Source organism: Pseudomonas sp. PvP027, assembly GCF_017833005.1.
Lineage (GTDB): Bacteria > Pseudomonadota > Gammaproteobacteria > Pseudomonadales > Pseudomonadaceae > Aquipseudomonas > Aquipseudomonas congelans.
Window position 1 is genome coordinate 3,113,157 of sequence record NZ_JAFIBK010000001.1, and the last position, 16,647, is coordinate 3,129,803.

Below are 16,647 nucleotides of genomic sequence, written 5' to 3' on the forward strand. Positions count from 1 at the left end.
GCTAGCGAACCGAGCGTAATGAGTGGGCGAAGCGCGGCAGCAGGCGGCTCAGCACGTCGGCAATATAACTGAGAAACAGGGTGCCAACCGAGCTTTTGTAATGCTGCGGATCACGGCTGCCGATGGCCAGCACGCCATGCAGGCCCAGATGATTGAGGCTGGCGATGGCAGTCGAACCGACTTCCTTGCCTTGTTCTGCACCAAACAGAAACGCCAGTTCATGCTCACGCAGGGCGCCGCAGATGATCTTCTCGCCAATCAGGCCGCCGATGGCTTTCTGTGCTTCGGCACCGCTGACCCAGCGACCCACCGGCATCGGGCTGTCGCTGAACAGGATCAGACTGACGAAGGGCACCTGAAAGTCCTGACGCAGGCTGTCTTCGACGGCGATGACCAGCTCTTCCAGGCTGGTCGCATCCATCAGCGCGAGGTTCAGGCGTCGGGTCTTTTCGAACAGGCGGTCGTTGTCCCGTGCGACGTCCATCAATTGCGACAGGCGATGGCGCATTTCGATATTGCGCTCGCGCAGCAGCTTGAGCTGACGCTCGACCAGCGAAACGGTGTCACCACGCTGATGCGGGATACGCATCGACACCAGCAGCTCGTCGTGCTCGGCGAAGAAGTCCGGGTGCTCGAGCAGGAAGGCGATGACCGCCTCTGCTTCAAGGTCTGGCGCTGCGCTATCGACAGGCGATTCGCAGGGGGTGCCTGTTGAAGCGGGAGGTTTATCGGTCATGGTACTTACTCACTCAAAGACGAACTTGGCCTTCATAAACCCTGACTGCGGGGCCGGTCATCATGACAGAATGTCCCGGCCCAGCCCATTCGATGGACAAGCGACCGCCGGGCAGGTCGATCAGCAACGGCGAATCCATCCAGCCCTGACTGATGGCAGCCACAGCCGCCGCACAGGCACCGGTACCGCACGCCTGGGTTTCCCCGGCACCGCGTTCCCAGACACGCAACTGCGCACGCTGGCGGTCCACAACGTGGAGAAAGCCGACGTTGACCCGGGCCGGAAAGCGCGGGTGATGCTCGATCTTCCGCCCCAGTGCATGCACCGGTGCGTTATTGATGTCATCGACCCGCAGCACGGCATGCGGATTGCCCATGGACACAGCGGCCATTTCGATATTCTGCCCGTCGACGTCAACGGTGTAACAGGTGGCCTGTTCCGCTGCTTCGAAGGGTATCTCTTCGGGTACAAACCTTGGCGGCCCCATATCGACGCTGATCTGCCCGTCGCTGCGGATATCCAGTTCGATGATGCCGCTCTTGGTCTCGACGCGTATCTGCTTCTTGGCGGTCAGGCGCTTGTCGAGCACGAAACGGGCAAAGCAGCGTGCGCCGTTGCCGCATTGTTCGACTTCGGATCCGTCGGAATTGAAGATTCGATAGCGAAAGTCCACATCCGGGTTGTTCGGCGCCTCGACCAGCAAAAGCTGATCGAAACCGATACCGGTGTGGCGGTCGCCCCATTGTTTGGCGTGCTTGGGCAAGATATGCGCGTGCTGACTGACAAGGTCCAGGACCATGAAGTCGTTACCCAGCCCGTGCATCTTGGTAAAACGCAGCAGCATGGGGATTACTCCGGCAGCAGGCTTTCGCCAGCGAACAGCTCGGCCACGGTTTCGCGACGACGCACTTCAAAAGCCTGGGAACCGTCGACCAGTACCTCGGCGGCACGGCCACGGGTGTTGTAGTTCGAGCTCATGACGAAACCATAGGCACCGGCTGAATGGACGGCCAGCAGATCGCCCTCGGCCAGCGCCAGTTCGCGACCCTTGGCGAGGAAATCGCCGGTCTCGCAGATCGGCCCGACGATATCGTAAGCACGAGGTTCGCTGTCACGCGGACGCACCGCGGTGACCTCCATCCAGGCCTGATAAAGCGCAGGCCGGATCAGATCGTTCATCGCCGCATCGACGATGGCGAAATCCTTGTGCTCGGTGTGCTTGAGGTATTCGACACGGGTCAGCAGCGTGCCCGCGTTGGCGACGATGAAGCGTCCCGGTTCGAACAGCAGCCCCAGGTCGCGACCGGCCAGGCGCTCGCGCACGGCCTTGATGTAGTCGGCCGCCAGCGGAGGCTCTTCGTCGCGATAACGCACGCCAAGACCGCCACCCAGGTCGATGTGGTGCAGGTGAATGCCGCAGTCGCCCAGACGATCGACCAGGTCCAGCAGGCGATCCAGCGCATCGATGAACGGTTCGAGCGTGGTCAGTTGCGAGCCGATATGGCAGTCGACCCCGATCACTTCCAGGTTCGGCAACTGCGAGGCGCGAATGTATACGTCTTCCGCTGCGGCAATGGCGATGCCGAACTTGTTTTCCTTGAGGCCCGTGGAGATGTAGGGGTGAGTGCCTGCATCCACGTCCGGATTGACCCGCAGCGATATCGGCGCACGAACATTGAGTTCGGCAGCGACTTCCTGCAGGCGCTCCAGCTCGTCGGTGGATTCTACGTTGAAGCAGTGCACGCCGACTTCAAGGGCGCGACGCATGTCTTCGCGGGTCTTGCCGACACCGGAAAAGACGATTCTTTCGGCTTTGCCGCCCGCTGCCAGCACACGCTCCAGCTCGCCACGCGAAACGATGTCGAAACCGGCGCCAAGGCGCGCCAGGACATTGAGTACACCCAGGTTGGAGTTGGCTTTTACGGCGAAGCAGACCATGTGCGGCATGCCGCTCAGCGCATCGGCGTAGGCACGGTATTGCGCTTCGATATGAGCGCGCGAGTAGACATAGGTCGGCGTACCGAAGCGCTCGGCAATGGCAGACAATGCTACCCCTTCCGCGAACAGCTCACCGTCGCGGTAGTTGAAGGCGTCCATTGGAGTCCCTTAAAGGTGCTTGTGCGATTGCGATTTGGCTTGTTCTTCCGGAGTTTTGGTGTCATCCGGCAGATACAGCGGGCCTTTCTGGCCACAAGCTGTAACAAGACAAGCGACCGCGACAAGCGCAGCAAGCGAAGAGATCAGGCGCTTCATGGCGAAATCCTTTGTAAAAGCATTAATTGCGCCCGAGTATACCGACCACCCGGCACCTTGCCTATGCGAGCGGCGTCCCGTCTGGCGGGCCTTTGGCGCGAAAGCCGCAGCAGAGCTATGGTTGATCGGGATTAAAGTGCTCGTGCATCGCCAATGTTGGGTAAGCTTTGCATTTGCCTGCCTGCGTCCGTATCTTGCCCGTCTGCGCCATCAGCAGGCAATTATCGAGGTTTCCGTAATGAGTTTGACCGAAGCGCGCTTTCACGATCTGGTCGATGCGACTCAGCAGAATATCGAAGACGTATTCGACGAGAGTGGTCTGGATGTGGACCTGGAAAACTCGGCCGGTGTACTGACCGTCAAGTTTGAAGGCGGCACGCAGCTTATCTTCAGCCGTCAGGAGCCCCTGCGCCAGCTGTGGCTGGCCGCCAAATCAGGTGGTTTTCACTTCGACTACGACGAAGAGAATCAGTGCTGGGCCTGCGATTCCAGTGATGAGCTGCTGAGCGAGATGCTGGAGCGCTTTACCGTCGAGCAGGCTGGTGTTGAACTGGATTTCGACGAGATCTGATCGTGAGCCAGTCCCCCGTTCGACCGCCCAAGCCGCTTTTCAGCAACGTCAGCCCGGCAGTAGCCTCTCCGTGTATCAGCCTGTGTCGGCTCGATGAGCAGAAGGTTTGCCTGGGGTGCTTCCGCCATGTCGAAGACATCCGCGAATGGCGCTCGGCCGATGACGACCGGCGCCGCCAGATTCGCCATGAGGCCGATCAGCGTCGAGCCCGCGCCGAGGTTGACCAGGCCGCTGGCTGAAACCGCGTCGGGTTGTGTATTTATTGCGCTGTGTTAGTGTCAGACCTTGCCTCTGCAGACAAGAGGCTCGTCAAACCCCGCCTATTGGTGGGGTTTTGTTTTATTCATGGAGAATAAAGGAGTCTGCCCAGACCATGACCACAGCACCTTCGATCATCCTTACCCGACTCGACGTACAGCGTCTTGAGAGTTTTATCGCCAGCCAGGACGAAGACGCGCCGGGTATCCAGGCGTTGCAAGCCGAACTGGACCGCGCCGACCAGGTGGTTGGCCACGACGAAGTGCCTGCGGGCGTTGTGACCATGAATTCGCGTGTGCATTGCCGCGAAGAAGTCAGTGGCAAGGACTACCACCTCAAACTGGTTTATCCACAGGATGCGGGCGCGGACGGCACCGTCTCGGTCCTGGCGCCAATGGGTTCGGCGCTGCTGGGTCTGCAAATCGGCCAACACATCGACTGGCCTGCACCGGGCGGCAAGACCCTGAAACTGACCTTGCTGGCGGTTGAATATCAGCCGGAAGCGGCGGGCGAGTACGAGTAATCAAAGGCGCTGCATCCGTAGAACGCCTCCGGATTCAGGAGCGGACGCAGAGCGTCCAGAACTGCATTCCCACGCGGAGCGTGAGGAACGAGAGGCGCCCCGCAGAATACCTGTCGTGCCAATGCTCCGCGTTGGCATGCAGTGCGTGACGCTCCGGCGTCACAGCTCCGGAAGTGGACCCAGAGCGTCCAGAACTGCATTCCCACGCTGGAGCGTGCGGAACGGGCGCTTCGCAGAAAACCTATCGTGCCAATGCTGTACGTCAGGCCTGACCCATCGCCTCGTTCAGCAGTTTTTCCAGCTCGGCCTTGTGGCGCAGGAAGAGGATGCTTTGCCCGTGCTTGCCGTCCAGCAGCCCGGACAGGTCCAGGTCGGTGATGTAACAGCGATAGCGCTGGAGCTCCAGGCGTTTGCCGAGGATTTGTTGCGCGACGGCGGCGTACAGTCGATCGCCGTATTCCAGTTCGGAAAACTCGTTGTTGTCGCAGTACAGGGTGGCGTTCAGTTGCCCTGGCGAGGTTTCTTCGATGATTGCCTGCACGTCGTAGAACGCCTTGTCCGCCGCGGTCGGCGCCGGTCGATGCTCGACACGTCGGGCAGGCCCCGCGCCGGAGGGCAGCATCTGATAGTAGAGGGCTTCCAGCGTCACCGGCGCGGACGGATCATCCAGTGGCAATGAAGCGCCCCGGCGATAAACCAGCGCGTGAAGAAAGCGCTGCAGCGGCACCAGCAGGCTCTGTTCATCGTGATACGGCAGACGCTGGTGCCAGAGCGAATTGTGTTCGTCGAGCACGTACAGATCAGCATCCGGCTCGTTGACCCGATAGAACACCTGAATGCACTCAGGCTGGCCAAGCGGCAGGATCAGGGCCAGATCGTGGTCATCGAGTGCCTGCGGGTCCAGGTGCAGCGGGCTGTATGACGACAGCTGTTCACCCAGGTACTTGAACAGCCCGGGCAGGCTGTTGATCACCACATGACCGATCTGACCCGGCTTCATCTCCAGCACGTGATACTGCTGCTGCACCTGAATCAGGTAACGGTGATTGAGCCGCCTCTCCAGTAACAACCGCGCCGTGCCGATCAGCTCTTCGACACGCTGGGCAATAGCGGGTGCGCGGTTATGGCAGAAGCAACGCACGTGAATCTGCGGCTGTTTACCGCTCTGCGGCAGGCTGCCGAGCAGCTCGCTCATGCAGTCGAGCAGAGCGTGCGGGCCGTCGTAACGGCTGACCAGGGTTTCGTTCCAGGTATTGAGGGTGATCTGGTCCAGCGTCAGCACCAGATTTTCCCGGACACCCGCGTAACTGAGCGAGTCGGTGCGCTCGGTGGTCATCAGAATATTGAGGTCGCGGTGATGCCTGAGCGGATCGACGCCGACATTGATCAACAGCAGTATTTCACTGGGCGTGCAGGGCATCAGCAACGCCTCATCGCTGACCTCGGGCAGTGGCAGTTGAATGCTCTGCTGCAAGGCGCCCATCAGGTTGAACAGCTCGAACTCGCTCAGGTCACTGGTGCCCGGGTGCAATGCCACGCGGGTGGTGCTGTCGATCACGGTATTGCGGTGGCACCAGGTCAGCAGCTCAAGCAATTCCCGGCTGCGTTTGAGTGGCGAGTAATTCGGCCACTCGTGAATGCCCAGATTGCCGTTATACAAGGCCCACTGGTGCTTGCCTGGCTCGCGCTTGTCGGGCGAATGCACCAGCGTCAGCGTATCTTCGGCAAGGTCAGGGGCGATGCCCGGGTTGATGAACTCGACCTTGCCCGCCTTGCGTTCAAAAGCTGCATACAGACGCCGCCCCAGAATGGTCAGGTCGCGGGCATTGAGCGCATCGGCAGTGCTTTGCGTTTTGGCGAATCGGCTCTGAAAGCGATAGCTGTAATTAAGCTCGTTGACCAGTGCGCGGCGTTCGCCGGCCACCTGGCGGACTTTCCACTGGCTGCGGCTGTCGAGCAGCGCCAGTTGTCGCTCGTCCCAACCCCATTCCGTTGCCAGGCGTTCCAGCAACTGGCGCTGCCAGCCTACGTTGCGCAAACGCGTCGACCCGGTGAGCTTCTTGTTGACCTTCAGGTACAGGCTGCGCCGCACCAGCTCCAGGCGCTCCGGCTCGTTGCGTGCCTGCAGATGCTCCTCGATGCGCCGGTATACGACCACGTAAGGGTCCAGTTCATCCAGGTCCAGCTGGTTAGCGAACACCGCTTGCTTGAAACGCAGGCTCAGGCACTGAACGCGAGGATGCTCGCTGGAATAGACCTCGATCAACAACAGCTTGAGCACAGACTTGTAGGGCGACTCGATGCCTTTGAACAACTGCCACAATCCGGCACCGATGAACTCGCCCGGGGGAATGTGCGACATCGGGCCGAGATCGAGCACCTCGCTGGCGCGGATGAAGCGTTTGCTCAGCAGGGTGTGGGTGTAATCCTCGTAATTCTGCTCTTCATAGACCGGCACCAGCCACCACATCGGGGTGCGCCCGGCGAGCCAGATCGCGGTGCGGTAAAACTCGTCAAGCAACAGGTAATGCTGGGTCGTCCCGCAGTCGTCCGAGCTGAGCTGCGAATCGCGCTCGCCGCTCTTGAAACGCTGTGGGTCGATCAGAAAGAAATGCGCCTCTGCGCCCATCGTCGCAGCCCAGGCCTCGAGTGCCTGGCACTTCTTGCGCAGTTCGGCGATGGCCTCCGGCTCCAGCTCACTGTCGTGGCAGACCCAGACATCCATATCGCTTTGTTCGGCCTGGGCCAGCGTGCCGAGGCTGCCCATCAGAAACAGGCCATGAATCGGCTGGGGCGGGTTGCCGTGCCGGGTCTTGTAGGAAAAAGAGCGCGTCAGCCGCTGTGCCTCGGCCAGGGCCAGCGTGTCCGGCTCGTAGTGCGAGACACCGGCAGGCGTGCTGCCGGAAACATAACCGGGCAACAGCGGATGGTTGACGTGAAAGAACAGCGGCAGCAGGGTCAGAACGCTTTGCTGGCGGGTCGACATGCCTTCCAGCGCACGCGCGTACCGCCCGTCGTTGAGCGACAGGAAACGGTTACGCAGCTGGCTGAGAACCTTGCGGTCGATGCCCTCATCCAGGTCGGGGCGAATTTCAGGATTACGCGTCATCGCAACTCAAGGCATCTGGCCTGGGCAGGCGTGGAATTACCTAGAAAGATGGCGGAGAAGGTGTGCAGCCGAGAGAAGCGGATTCGGTCGGATGGTTATTCTGGCGCCAACGTCCTGTATCGACTGGCGCTCGGATAAGTGAAGGGCCTGCCACGCTTTTTTGTGCGCAGGCCCTGCGACATTCAGGCGGCTTGCCTGGAGACGTTGAGGATGGTCAGCAATGATTGGGCATGTTGCGCGGCCTCGAGCCCGAGGCTGGTCAGATAACCGCCATCGACCTGGGTCGTCAGCCCTTTGTCGAAGAGTCTTTGTGCTGCCGCGACGGCCGTGGGCGCCGCAACATGATGGACTTTGAGGCCTTCCTGGGTGTTTCCCAGATTGAACAGTGCAAGGATTTCCAGTTCGGCAACCAACTCAGGGGTATACGACATAGGTACTCCAGACTTTTTTGTAGTAGTACGACCTCGCCGGCTGGCGGGTGTGCTCTGGAATCGACGTGTCCGATCTGCGCTCGTCGGTTCTGGGTGACCGTTAAAGCCGGTTTGGCGTGTGGCCCCGGAGGATCAAGCGGCAGCGGGGCATTTGCAGTGTAGTCAGCGTCTGAAGTGTTTGCAGCATATATCTTGCTGTCACGCTCTGACCGCAGGGTTACTTTTCCGGTGGCAGGTCAGGCAGGGCGCGCAGTGCTGCTTCATACCATTGCGTGTCGAACGGGCGGTCCTGCTCCAGCAAAGCATCGATCTCGATGGCCAGCACATGGGCCATCATTTCAAGAATATCTTCACGCTCATAGTTCACCAGGGTCAGCATGTTGAAGACCGCTCTGGCTGCTGGCGGATTACCGGCTTCGATCTGGTTCTCGATGGCTTCGATCAGGGTCGAGGCAGCAAAGTCTTCTTCGTCATTATCGATGTCGTCGGTCATGGTCACTCCTCAGGTAAGGCAGGCAGTTTAACCGGAATCCTCAGCCCGGCCAGTCCCGCAAGCCCGAATGATCATGTGTAGGACGTTTCTCGAAACGGCCGGAAAATGATCCAGGTCACTGAAAGACAGAGTCAGCCCGGTAGCGTGCAGCCCGTCAATTACCAGGATGGAGGCTAAGGAGGCCGACGATGCTGACGCTTTATGGATTCGCCGCAAGCAACTACTTCAATATGGTCAAGCTGGCGCTGCTGGAGAAGCGACTGCCCTTTCAGGTGGTGCCGCTGTTTGGCTGTCAGAGCCCTGAGGTGCTGGCTGTCAGCGCCCGCGGCAAGGTGCCCGTCCTCGGAACGGCGGAGGGCTTCATCAGTGAGACCGACGTGATTCTGCGCTATATAGAGGAAACCTCCCCGGACCGGCCACTGCTGCCCGACAGCGCTTTCGAGCGCGCTCAGGTATGGACCATCGCCAAGGAAATCGAGTTGTACATCGAGCTGCCGGCACGCATGTGCTATGCGGAGGTGATTTTTGGTGGCAGACCGACGCCGCCCGACCTCAAGGCCAAGGCACGTCGCGATCTGATCAAGGGTTTCGCCGCCCTGACTCAGCGCGGTCTGTTTGCCCCCTATGTGGCGGGCGAGCATTTCACCGTTGCCGATATCTACTTTCTGTACAGCGTCGATCTGGCGCAACAGGTCGGCGAGCGACTGCTCGGGCTGGACCTGCTTGAGAACATGCCCGCTGCGCGAGCCCTGCAGGAGCATCTGGTCTTGAACCCGAACGTTCAGCAAGTAGCCGCTGACAGAGAGGCTGACTGGCCGGCGTTCATGGCTCGCGTGCAGCGGGCAGACCGCTGAGGCAGCTCGTTCCTCACGCCCGGGCGTGAGGAACGGATGGGCGTTACTCTGCGGCAGGCTGGCGCAGTGGCACAGGCTCTTTGCTGCGCCAGTGCGGAAGGGATTCCCAGTAGCGCTCGCCCTTTTCATCGTCGTACATGCCTTCCCAGCGCGAGATGACCAGCACTGCCAGCGCGTTGCCGATCACGTTCAAGGCGGTACGCGCCATGTCCATGATCCGGTCGACACCGGCGATGAAAGCCAGGCCTTCCAGTGGAATGCCGGCGCTGCCCAGTGTCGCCAGCAGCACGACGAAGGAAACCCCCGGTACACCCGCGATGCCTTTGGAGGTGACCATCAGGGTGAGTACCAGCATCAATTGCGCGCCAATCGACAGGTCGATGCCGTACAACTGAGCGATGAAGATTGCTGCGATGCTCTGATAGAGCGTCGAACCGTCAAGGTTGAACGAGTAGCCCGTAGGCACCACGAAGCTACAGATCGCCTTCGGTGCGCCATAGGCTTCCATCTTCTGGATCACGCGTGGCAGTACGGTTTCGGAGCTAGCGGTGGAGTAGGACAGAATCAGCTCGTCCTTGAAGATGCGCATCAGCCTGATGACCGAAAAACCGAATGCACGGGCGATCAGCCCAAGCACCACAAAGGCGAAGAAGGCGATGGCCACGTAAACCAGAATCACCAGCTTGGCGAGCGGCAGCAGAGAGGCGAAGCCGAAGTTCGCTACGGTCACCGCAATCAGGGCAAACACGCCGATCGGCGCATAGTTCATGATCATGTGAGTGACCTTGAACATGGTTTCCGAAACGCCCTGAAACAGTTTCACCAGCGGCTCACGGACCTCGGCCTGCAGACTGGAAAGCCCCAGACCGAACAGCACTGAAAAGAAGATGATCGGCAGCATCTCGCCACGCGCCATGGCAGCGAAGATGTTGGACGGGATCAGGTTGAGAATAGTCGCGATAAACGCGTGATCGTGCTGAACTTCGGCAGTCGTCTGCTGATACTTGGAGATATCGACTGTGCCCAGCGTACTCATGTCGATGCCAGTGCCCGGATGGAACACGTTGGCCAGGACCAGGCCCACCAGAATCGCGATAGTGGTCACGACTTCGAAATAGAGAATGGTCTTGAGACCGATACGCCCCAGCTTCTTGGCATCGCCCACGCCGGCGATGCCGACGATCAGAGAGGCGACAACGATAGGGATAACGATCATCTTGATAAGACGGATGAAGATATCGCCCGCTGGTTGCAGGATGTTAGTGATCCACCAGGCCTTTTCTGCGCTGAAATGATTGAGTAGCGCCCCCACAGCGATACCCAGTACCAGTCCGATCAGAATCTGCCAGGCCAGACTCAGCTTTGCCTTCTTCATATTATTACCCTTGTTCAAAGTGGCTTGGGCAAGTCCAAAACCCGCGAGCCGAACATGCTTTTTCACAGCAGTTTCGGGGCAGGAGCTCCCTTTGGAAATGTCCCGAGAAGGTCACCGCAGACGAGCATCCCGGCTCTGTAGCAGGCGAAAAAAGTCGCAACTATTCCCATGGCGCGCGTATACGTCTAATGCCGTAAACGACTACCTCATGCATGATCGGCATACAAATACGGGAAAAATGTGTTGATTTATGTAACACAGGAGGATGGCTATTCGGCGCGAAGCTGGCTATTACGTCGCCTTAGGCTGAACAGGGAGATACGGGATAGAAGACGGGATGCTGCGGCCCGGGATCGACTGCCAGACCTATTTACCTGATGTACGGTAGCTGAATGCCCAGGCCGGTCTGTCCGCAGACAGAACGCCAGCCTGAGCAATCTAAACGAGGGGCAGAACCGTCAGCCTTTTCCTTTGGTACGGGTCATGTGCGGGCCGCTGTTCTTCTCGAGGTACTCGATGATCATCCCGGCCACGTCCTTGCTGGTGGTCACTTCAATGCCTTCCAGACCAGGCGAGGAGTTGACCTCCATCACCAAAGGACCGTGATTGGAACGCAGGATATCCACACCCGCCACGCTCAGCCCCATGACCTTGGCTGCACGCAACGCAGTCATGCGCTCCTCTGGCGTGATCTTGATCAGACTGGCGCTGCCGCCGCGGTGCAGGTTGGAGCGGAACTCGCCCGGTTTGGCCTGGCGTTTCATCGAGGCGATAACCTTGTCACCGACCACGAAGCAGCGGATATCGGCGCCGCCCGCTTCCTTGATGTATTCCTGAACCATGATGTCCTGCTTGAGGCCCATGAAGGCTTCGATCACCGATTCGGCCGCCGTGGCCGTTTCGCACAGGACCACGCCGATCCCCTGAGTACCTTCGAGCACCTTGATGACCAGCGGCGCGCCATTGACCATCTGGATCAGGTCGGGAATATCGTCGGGCGAGTGAGCGAAACCGGTGACCGGCAAACCGATCCCCCGGCGTGACAGGAGTTGCAGCGAGCGCAGCTTGTCCCGCGAACGGGCAATGGCGACCGATTCATTGAGCGGAAACACGCCCATCATTTCAAACTGACGCAACACCGCACAGCCATAGAAAGTCACCGAAGCACCGATGCGCGGGATCACCGCATCGAAGCCCTCCAGAGGTTTGCCGCGATAGTGGATCTGCGGCTTGTGGCTGGCGATGTTCATATAGGCGCGCAGGGTGTCGATCACCACCATCTCATGGCCACGCTCAATGCCAGCTTCGACCAGACGACGGGTGGAATACAGACGCGGATTACGCGAAAGCACAGCGATCTTCATGCAACACCTGAGGAAGTAGAGGCCGGGAACACCGGCTTGTCTTGTACGTAAGTTATGCCCGGATTGACCACCAGCTGGCCGTCGATCAGAGCCTTGGAGCCGAGCAGCAGCCGATAACGCATCGACTTGCGGCAGGCCAGTGTGAATTCCACCGGCCAGATAAGATCACCCAGGGCCAGCGTGGTGCGAATGACATAGCGCACCTGCGCCTGACCGTTGGAACTTTTAATGGTTTTCATGGCGACCAGTTGCGCTTCGCAGCGACGATGCCGCAACTGAACCACAGTGCCCAGATGCGCGTTGAAGCGCACCCATTTCTGGCCATTGCGTTCAAAAGGTTCGATTTCCGTGGCGTGCAGACTTGACGTGCTCGCACCGGTATCGATTTTTGCCCGCAGGCCAGCCACCCCCAGATCGGGAAGCGCCACCCACTCGCGCAGGCCGATGACTGTCAGATGATCGAATGTCTTCAATGCGATTCCGTACTGTTCAAGACTTCTGCCAGGCCTCGGGTGCTACCTGAGCCAGGGCTTTGAATGCAGGTTTGGCGAACAAATAGCCTTGCATCAGGGAGATGCCGCAATCAGCCAGAAAATCCCGCTCTTCAATGTGTTCGATACCTTCGGCGATGAGCTTAATCCCCAAGTCCGTACACATTGTGACAACGCCACGAACAATCGCCTGACGTGCGCGATCACGATGAATGTCGCGAATCAGGTGCATGTCGAGTTTTATCAGATCGGGTTGGAAATCAGCCAGCAGCGTCAGGCCGGAATAGCCGGCACCGAAATCGTCGATGGCGGTCATGAAACCGAACTCCCGGTATTCGCGCAGGATGTTGCTCAAATGGCCGTTGTTGCAGACATGTTCGCTTTCGATGGTTTCGAAAATCAACCGCTCGATAGGAAAGTCATGCAGCTTGGCCGCTTCCAGCGTGCTGCGGATACATAGCTCGGGACGATACACGGCATTTGGCAAAAAGTTGATCGATAAACGTTCGGTCATGCCCAGTCTCGCAGCGCCGGCGATGGCTGTAGTCCGGCAGGTCTGATCAAAGCGGTAGCGGTTCTGGTCGGTGACCTGTTTCAGCACCGACATCGCGCCTTCACCATTCGGGCCCCGGACCAGCGCTTCATGGGCAAAGATCGACTGGTCATGCAGGTTGACGATGGGTTGATAGGCATAATCAAACGAAAAGCCCAGTTCCGGACTGCCGGTGCAGCCCTCACACCCCTTTTTGGGGGAGGTCAACGAAGTTGGAAAATCTGTCACATCGCACTCCATGTGAGGTCGGGGCCATAAAATGATGAATAGCGGATTTTGACAAGCAAGGATCGGTTACTTCATGTTCTTGATAGCTATAGATCAGCAACTGCAGGCCGTCATGTTTCCTGATCAGCCGGATAACGTTAAGACTGCCACACGCATGAGGAATTCAAATGGCACAAAAGATGGAAGAAGACGATAAGGTCCGCCTGGATAAATGGCTGTGGGCAGCGCGCTTTTTCAAAACTCGTGCGCTGGCCAAAGCGGCGATCGAAAGCGGCAAGGTGCACTGTCGCGGCGAGCGTTGCAAGCCCGGCAAGGAGCCTCGTATCGGTGACGAGTTTCAGATTCGCATGGGTTTCGACGACCGCACCGTAGTGGTCGAGGCTCTGTCCATCGTTCGGCGTGGCGCACCGGAGGCTCAGACGCTGTATCACGAGACACCCGAGAGCATCGCCAGGCGCGAGAATGCTGTCGCTCAGCGCAAGGCCGGCAACCTGGGTGTGACCACCGACGGAAAGCCGACCAAGAAGCAACGCCGGGAGCTTTTCGGCTTCCGCGCCAGCCAGAACAACGACTGAAACACAGCACCGGGCAGCTCCGGCTATCAGTCCGAAGTGCCATCCAGCTTGGAAGCGCACCGCATAGCTCCTAAAATGCGGTCAATCCGCATGGCCCACGGCGCTTTCGAGTGCCGGGCGGCGCTTCCTCAGCCGCGTGCCATCCATTGTCATTACTTCAGATACCTTCCCTACCTATGCATGATTTCCCGGACATCGATTTCACCCAGCGCTTCATCTTCGACGAAAACGACGTTCGCGGAGAACTGGTCGCCCTGGAGCGCAGCTACGCCGAAGTGCTCGCCAAGCATCCCTACCCGGAACCGGTCGCGCAGTTGCTTGGCGAACTGATGGCGGCTGCCGCGCTGCTCGTCGGCACCCTCAAATTCGACGGCCTGTTGATCCTCCAGGCGCGCTCCAGCGGCGCTGTACCGCTGCTGATGGTCGAGTGCTCCAGCGAGCGTGAACTGCGTGGCATCGCCCGTTATGACGAAGCGCTGGTTACAGCAGGCGCGGGTCTGCAGGACCTGATGCCCGATGGCTCGCTGGCATTGACCATCGACCCGAGCAAGGGCAAGCGCTATCAGGGCATCGTTGCCCTCGACGGCGTCGACCTGTCGGAAAGCCTCTCCAACTATTTCGTGATGTCCGAACAGCTCGGCACGCGTTTCTGGCTCAAGGCCGACGGCCATCGCGCCCGCGGTCTGTTGCTGCAACAGCTGCCCATCGCACAGATCACCGATCCGGAAGAGCGCGACGCCAGCTGGGAGCACGTCATCACCCTGGCCAATACCCTCACTGCCGAGGAAATGCTCGGGCTGGACAACCAGACCATCCTGCATCGCCTGTATCACGAAGACCCGGTTCGCCTGTTCGACGTGCAGCCCATCTGCTTTCGCTGCAGTTGCTCGCGTGAGCGCTCGGCCAATGCGCTGGCCAGCCTGGGGCTGGAGGACGCGCAGCAACTGGTTATCGAGCACAACGGCACTGTCGAGATCGACTGCCAGTTCTGCAACGAACGCTATCTGTTCGATGCCACTGACGTCGCGCAGCTGTTTGCTGGCGGCGGTGTCGATTCGCCATCTGCCACGCGCCATTAATCATCGCGTAAAGGGCCTCAGAATACGGTGTGGGCCCCTGTAATGCTGTTCTGACAGGAGGGTCCTACCATTTCCGGGCATTTCTGGCATAATCCGGCCCACTTTTACGCTGTAGTAGTGGTTGTTTTTTTACTACAAAACCGTTTGGAGCACTCGGCCACAGGCCGACGGGGAACCTCATGACGCAAACCAACAACGCTGTGTACACCGATCTGAGCACCGACGAACTGGTCAAGGAAGCCCTTGCCCGCAAAGAAGGCGTACTTTCCGATACTGGCGCACTGGTTGTGGAGACAGGCCATCGTACTGGCCGTTCGCCGGTCGATCGTTTCATCGTTGAAGAGCCGAGCACTCAGGACGCCATCGCCTGGGGCCCGATCAACCGCAAGTTCCCGGAGGAGAAATTCAACGCACTGTGGAACCGTGTCGGCGCGTACCTCGCCGAGCACGAGCGCTTCGTTTCCCATGTTCATGTAGGCTCCGATCCTGCGCACTACCTGCCAGTCAAGATGACCACCGAGACTGCGTGGCACAATCTGTTCGGCCGCTGCCTGTTCATCAACCCTGAACAGTACAACCCGGCTGGCAAGGACGAGTGGGAAATCCAGAACGCGCCATGGTTCGTCTGCGACCCTGATCGTGACGGCACCAACTCCGACGGCACCGTCATCATCAACTTCAAAGCCCGCAAGGTGCTGATCGCAGGCATGCGTTATGCCGGCGAAATGAAGAAAGCCATGTTCTCGGTGCAGAACTTCCTGCTCCCGGCGTCGGACGTTTTGCCGATGCACTGCGCGGCCAACATGGGCGAAGAGGGCGATGTCACCCTGTTCTTCGGTCTGTCCGGCACCGGCAAGACCACCCTGTCCGCCGACGAAAGCCGTTACCTGATCGGTGACGACGAGCACGGCTGGGGCGAAGGCGTGGTGTTCAACATCGAAGGCGGTTGCTATGCCAAGTGCATCGACCTGTCCGAGAAGAACGAGCCGGTCATCTGGAAAGCCATCCAGCACGGCGCCGTACTGGAAAACGTCGTACTCGACCCGGTCACCAAAAAAGCCGACTACGCCGACAGCAGCCTGACCCAGAACAGCCGCGCCGCCTACCCGCGCGAACTGATCGAAAAACGCGCGCCGAAAAACCTCGGTGGCGAGCCGAACGCCGTTATCTTCCTGACCTGCGACCTGACCGGCGTACTGCCGCCTGTGTCGATCCTCAGCGAAGAACAGGCCGCCTACCACTTCCTGTCGGGTTACACCGCACTGGTCGGATCGACTGAAATGGGTTCGGGTTCGGGCATCAAGTCCACCTTCTCCACCTGCTTCGGCGCACCGTTCTTCCCGCGTCCGGCCGGCGAATACGCAGAGCTGCTGATCAAGCGCATCCGCGGCTTCAAATCCAAGGTCTATCTGGTCAACACCGGCTGGACCGGCGGTGGCTACGGCGTCGGCAAGCGCTTCAACATCCCGACCACCCGTGGCGTGATCGCAGCGATCCAGAGCGGCGCACTGATCGGTGCCGAAACCGAGCACCTCGATACCATCAACCTCGACGTACCGAAGTCGGTACCCGGCGTCGATACCGGCCTGCTCAACCCACGCAACACCTGGGCTGACAAGGCTGCCTACGACGAAGCCGCCAAGGCCCTGGCTGGCCTGTTCGTGGAGAACTTCAAGAAGTTCGACGTGAGCGACGCCATCAAGGCTGCGGGTCCGAAGTTGTAATAGAAAATACCGTAAATAAAACCGCCCAAT

Annotated in this window: 18 protein-coding genes; 7 read left to right on the plus strand and 11 right to left on the minus strand. The window is 59.4% G+C overall.

Features of this window, described 5'->3' with window-relative positions; genetic code table 11:
* Position 1 precedes the first annotated feature (1 nt).
* From JOE33_RS13165 to JOE33_RS13180, 4 genes are read right to left on the minus strand one after another with little or no spacing between them, the layout of a single operon-like run.
* Positions 2–736: a DUF484 family protein gene (locus tag JOE33_RS13165; RefSeq protein WP_010438621.1), complete on the minus strand. Its 735-nt coding sequence runs from the start codon at positions 734–736 to the stop codon at positions 2–4.
* A gap of 13 nt (positions 737–749) precedes the next feature.
* On the minus strand, positions 750–1,580 hold the full coding sequence (dapF, locus tag JOE33_RS13170) for a diaminopimelate epimerase (RefSeq protein ID WP_122529307.1): 831 nt from the start codon (positions 1,578–1,580) through the stop codon (positions 750–752).
* A 5-nt stretch (positions 1,581–1,585) separates the two neighbouring features.
* On the minus strand, positions 1,586–2,833 hold the full coding sequence (lysA, locus tag JOE33_RS13175) for a diaminopimelate decarboxylase (RefSeq protein WP_010438626.1): 1,248 nt from the start codon (positions 2,831–2,833) through the stop codon (positions 1,586–1,588).
* Positions 2,834–2,842: 9 nt separating this feature from the next.
* A complete protein-coding gene (locus tag JOE33_RS13180) occupies positions 2,843–2,989 on the minus strand; it encodes a lipoprotein (protein WP_003377923.1) in 147 nt (48 codons plus the stop codon).
* A gap of 238 nt (positions 2,990–3,227) precedes the next feature.
* Between JOE33_RS13180 and cyaY the strand changes: the two genes are divergently transcribed.
* From cyaY to rnk, 3 genes are all read left to right on the plus strand, one after another.
* Positions 3,228–3,560, plus strand: coding sequence for an iron donor protein CyaY (gene cyaY, locus JOE33_RS13185; RefSeq protein ID WP_010438629.1), 333 nt, complete (start codon positions 3,228–3,230; stop codon positions 3,558–3,560).
* Positions 3,561–3,562: 2 nt separating this feature from the next.
* Positions 3,563–3,799: a DUF1289 domain-containing protein gene (locus tag JOE33_RS13190; protein ID WP_003318094.1), complete on the plus strand. Its 237-nt coding sequence runs from the start codon at positions 3,563–3,565 to the stop codon at positions 3,797–3,799.
* Positions 3,800–3,933: 134 nt separating this feature from the next.
* The gene (gene rnk / locus JOE33_RS13195) at positions 3,934–4,341 is read left to right on the plus strand and encodes a nucleoside diphosphate kinase regulator (RefSeq protein ID WP_003344485.1); all 408 of its coding nucleotides are present in this window, start codon (positions 3,934–3,936) and stop codon (positions 4,339–4,341) included.
* A gap of 262 nt (positions 4,342–4,603) precedes the next feature.
* Here rnk and JOE33_RS13200 read toward each other — a convergent pair whose 3' ends face one another.
* The 3 genes from JOE33_RS13200 to JOE33_RS13210 all read right to left on the minus strand — a co-directional run bounded on the left by JOE33_RS13200 (position 4,604) and on the right by JOE33_RS13210 (position 8,374).
* Positions 4,604–7,450, minus strand: coding sequence for a class I adenylate cyclase (locus JOE33_RS13200; RefSeq protein WP_187626092.1), 2,847 nt, complete (start codon positions 7,448–7,450; stop codon positions 4,604–4,606).
* Between the two features lie 182 nt (positions 7,451–7,632).
* A complete protein-coding gene (locus JOE33_RS13205; protein ID WP_003344490.1) occupies positions 7,633–7,881 on the minus strand; it encodes a TIGR02647 family protein in 249 nt (82 codons plus the stop codon).
* Between the two features lie 217 nt (positions 7,882–8,098).
* Positions 8,099–8,374 (minus strand): hypothetical protein, encoded by a 276-nt coding sequence (locus JOE33_RS13210; protein ID WP_003344493.1) that lies wholly within the window; start codon positions 8,372–8,374, stop codon positions 8,099–8,101.
* Between the two features lie 188 nt (positions 8,375–8,562).
* On the opposite strand from JOE33_RS13210, the gene JOE33_RS13215 reads away from it, so the two are divergent.
* Positions 8,563–9,228, plus strand: a complete 666-nt coding sequence (locus tag JOE33_RS13215; protein WP_187626091.1) for a glutathione S-transferase — start codon at positions 8,563–8,565, stop codon at positions 9,226–9,228.
* Positions 9,229–9,271: 43 nt separating this feature from the next.
* Here the strand turns inward: JOE33_RS13215 and gltP are convergent, their stop codons facing one another.
* The 4 genes from gltP to JOE33_RS13235 all read right to left on the minus strand — a co-directional run bounded on the left by gltP (position 9,272) and on the right by JOE33_RS13235 (position 13,239).
* On the minus strand, positions 9,272–10,603 hold the full coding sequence (gene gltP / locus JOE33_RS13220; protein ID WP_010436307.1) for a glutamate/aspartate:proton symporter GltP: 1,332 nt from the start codon (positions 10,601–10,603) through the stop codon (positions 9,272–9,274).
* A gap of 458 nt (positions 10,604–11,061) precedes the next feature.
* The gene (rimK, locus tag JOE33_RS13225) at positions 11,062–11,967 is read right to left on the minus strand and encodes a 30S ribosomal protein S6--L-glutamate ligase (protein WP_003318100.1); all 906 of its coding nucleotides are present in this window, start codon (positions 11,965–11,967) and stop codon (positions 11,062–11,064) included.
* Positions 11,964–12,407, minus strand: coding sequence for an ATP-dependent zinc protease (locus tag JOE33_RS13230; protein ID WP_187626100.1), 444 nt, complete (start codon positions 12,405–12,407; stop codon positions 11,964–11,966). The genes rimK and JOE33_RS13230 overlap by 4 nt, the downstream gene beginning before the upstream one ends.
* A gap of 49 nt (positions 12,408–12,456) precedes the next feature.
* Complete coding sequence (locus tag JOE33_RS13235; protein WP_010436302.1) at positions 12,457–13,239, minus strand: EAL domain-containing protein; 783 nt, start codon at positions 13,237–13,239, stop codon at positions 12,457–12,459.
* Positions 13,240–13,406: 167 nt separating this feature from the next.
* Here JOE33_RS13235 and JOE33_RS13240 point away from each other — a divergent pair, with 167 nt between their 5' ends.
* The 3 genes from JOE33_RS13240 (at position 13,407) to JOE33_RS13250 (ending at position 16,617) form a co-directional block, all read left to right on the plus strand.
* The gene (locus tag JOE33_RS13240; RefSeq protein ID WP_096102955.1) at positions 13,407–13,814 is read left to right on the plus strand and encodes a S4 domain-containing protein; all 408 of its coding nucleotides are present in this window, start codon (positions 13,407–13,409) and stop codon (positions 13,812–13,814) included.
* Between the two features lie 176 nt (positions 13,815–13,990).
* On the plus strand, positions 13,991–14,893 hold the full coding sequence (gene hslO, locus JOE33_RS13245; protein ID WP_096140137.1) for an Hsp33 family molecular chaperone HslO: 903 nt from the start codon (positions 13,991–13,993) through the stop codon (positions 14,891–14,893).
* A 179-nt stretch (positions 14,894–15,072) separates the two neighbouring features.
* Positions 15,073–16,617, plus strand: a complete 1,545-nt coding sequence (locus tag JOE33_RS13250) for a phosphoenolpyruvate carboxykinase (RefSeq protein ID WP_187626090.1) — start codon at positions 15,073–15,075, stop codon at positions 16,615–16,617.
* Positions 16,618–16,647: the final 30 nt, after the last annotated feature.